The sequence below is a fragment of the Kitasatospora putterlickiae genome (assembly GCF_039527695.1).
GTDB classification, from domain to species: Bacteria; Actinomycetota; Actinomycetes; order Streptomycetales; family Streptomycetaceae; genus Kitasatospora; species Kitasatospora putterlickiae.
In genome coordinates, this window is sequence record NZ_BAAAKJ010000450.1 from 1,646 (window position 1) to 2,873 (window position 1,228).

The 1,228-nt window shown below is 78.6% G+C and carries 1 pseudogene; it reads right to left on the minus strand.

The window, feature by feature from the left end:
• Positions 1 to 1,228 (minus strand): annotated as a pseudogene (locus tag ABD308_RS36255) (exodeoxyribonuclease V); the annotation flags it as partial.

Consider the following 1,228-nt stretch of genomic DNA (forward strand, 5'->3'; position numbering starts at 1 on the left):
TCGCCCGGGTCGAAGCCGCCGAACCGGCCCGGACCGGGGTTGAGCCGGGCCTTGGCGGCGGCGTTCAGCGCGCGGGTGCCGGCCCCGCCGCCGTGCCCCGGGGTGAGCAGCACGACCTGCTCGGACGGGATGCCGAGGGCGCGCGGAATGGAGTCGGTCAGCAGCTGGATGGCGCGGTGAACGGCCTCCCCGGCGTCCTTGGCGGTCAGGATCACCACCTCCTTGCCGGGCGCGTCGACCGGCTGGAGCTCGCCGATGCCGACGCCGGAGACCAGCTCGCCGATCGGGCCGAAGTCGGGGGTGCGGGAGGCGACGGCGGGGCAGGCCTTGGCGGCCAGCAGGTCGGCGAAGAACCGGCCGGGACCGGCCGACCAGAGCTGGCCCGGGTCTCCGCTGAGCACCAGGCGGGTGCCGTCCGCCAGCGACTCCAGCAGGGTGGCGGCCAGCTCGACGTCCAGCAGCGGGGCGTCCAGCACGATCAGCAGATCGAGCGCGAGGGTGCCGTCGGCGGCCCGGCCGGGGCCGGCCGCGCCGCCGAGCAGTTCGGCCAGTGCGTCGACGGGCGCCGGCGCCGGGGCGTCGGCGAGGGGGGCGAGCCCGGCGAAGGCGTCCCGGCCGTGGTCGGTCCAGGTGGCGGCCCAGGCCCGCAGGCCGAGCCCGGTCGCGGTGGCCAGCAGCGCGGCCGGCTCCGCCCGGGCGGCCTCGCCGCCAGTGTGCAGGACGAGCGCGCTCTCGGCGGCGGCCCGGATCAGGGCGGTCGCCGAGGAGGACGGGGCGGCGGTCGCGGCGGCCTCCCAGGCGGCCGGACCGGGTGCGGCGGCCGCCTCCCCGGCGGTCTCGCCGTCACCGTCACCGTCACCGGCGTCACCGTCACCGGCGTCACCGTCACCGGCGTCGTCGGTCCCCTCGTCCTCCGCCGGGTCCTCGCCGGGGACGAAGGTGGACATCAGCCGGACCAGGCCGTCGGCCAGGCTCTCCTCGGCCAGCGCCAGCCGCTCCAGGGCGAGCAGGGTGCGGGTCGGCGGCTCGTCGTCCTCGTCCCCGCCGGCCGCGTGCGCCTCGGCACCGGTCAGCTCCTCCTGGAACGGCATCGCCCCGCCGTCGACCACGGCGGCCTGGACGGCGGCGGCGGAGTCCGGCACGCCGAGCCGCTCCAGCCCGGTGATCACCTCGCCGGCCTCCAGGGCCGAGTGGCCGCGCAGCGCCGCCTGCTCCAGCAGCCAGCCCA